Raw genomic sequence first — 967 nt, 5'->3', positions numbered from 1 at the left:
TAAGGTCCCTTCTTCGGTTAAAACTCCAACTAATTATTTACATGGATTAAGACAATATAATGATATTTATAATGATATTAAAACTCAAATGGATGTTGCTTGGAGACTTTATAGATTTAATAGTGTAATAGGGAATGCTGTCGATGTTTTAGTGGATTTTGCAGTTACGTCGGTTACGCCGGAAGAAACTGGCAATAAAAAATTAGATATTATTGTCCGACATTTTTTCGATAATGTTAATTATGATAATACAAATTGCGTTCCTGGTGTATATTCTATAATGCAAGAATTTGCGTTAGAATGGTTTACATCTGGGAATGCTTTTCCTTATGTTAAATGGGACAATGTTGAAGTTGATGGGATTGAGGGAGAATGGAGTTTACCAGTTTCGATTACTCTTTTAAATCCCCAGTCTATTGAGCTTCCTAAAGAGCCTATTGCATTTGGGCAAGAGGTTATTTATCTTAGATTAGATGATGCATTATGGGGAAAATTAAAACTTGATGGTAGAAGTGATCCTGAAGCAGCTCTTTTAAAACAGGCAATTCCTCGCTCTGTAATGGATTCTATTAGAAATAGTCGATCTTCATTTAGCGCCGGAATTAGACTTAATCCTAAATTTGTTAGCCACTTAAAGCGCAAAGCTAAAAGTTATCAAGTATGGGGAGTTCCCTATTTATCTAGGTGTTTTGCATCAGCGAGTTTAATTGAGCGGTTAAAGGAACTAGATGAATCAATTAGCGCTGGTTTGATTAATTTAATAACTATTTTTAAAATAGGAACAGAGGAACATCCTGCTTCTTCAGCTCGTCTTCGAAAATTTGCAAGTTTAATACGAAATCCAAAAGCAACTACTACTCTTGTATGGGCACACGATATTGAAGTAATGCAAACGGGTCCAGATGGTAAAATTCTAGCTTTTAAAGATAAGTATAAAGATAGTAAAGAGGACCTTTTAATAGGATTA

General features: G+C 34.1%; 1 protein-coding gene. It reads left to right on the top strand.

Going from position 1 to position 967, the window contains the following annotated elements; all coding sequences use genetic code 11:
* On the top strand, positions 1-967 hold a 967-nt coding region (locus COZ07_RS10030), incomplete at both ends, for a hypothetical protein (protein WP_406608425.1).

Origin of the sequence: Candidatus Infernicultor aquiphilus (assembly GCF_002784285.1) — a bacterium.
Classification (GTDB): Bacteria; Atribacterota; Phoenicimicrobiia; order Phoenicimicrobiales; family Phoenicimicrobiaceae; genus Infernicultor; species Infernicultor aquiphilus.
This window is presented reverse-complemented; position numbering and strand designations above follow the sequence as displayed.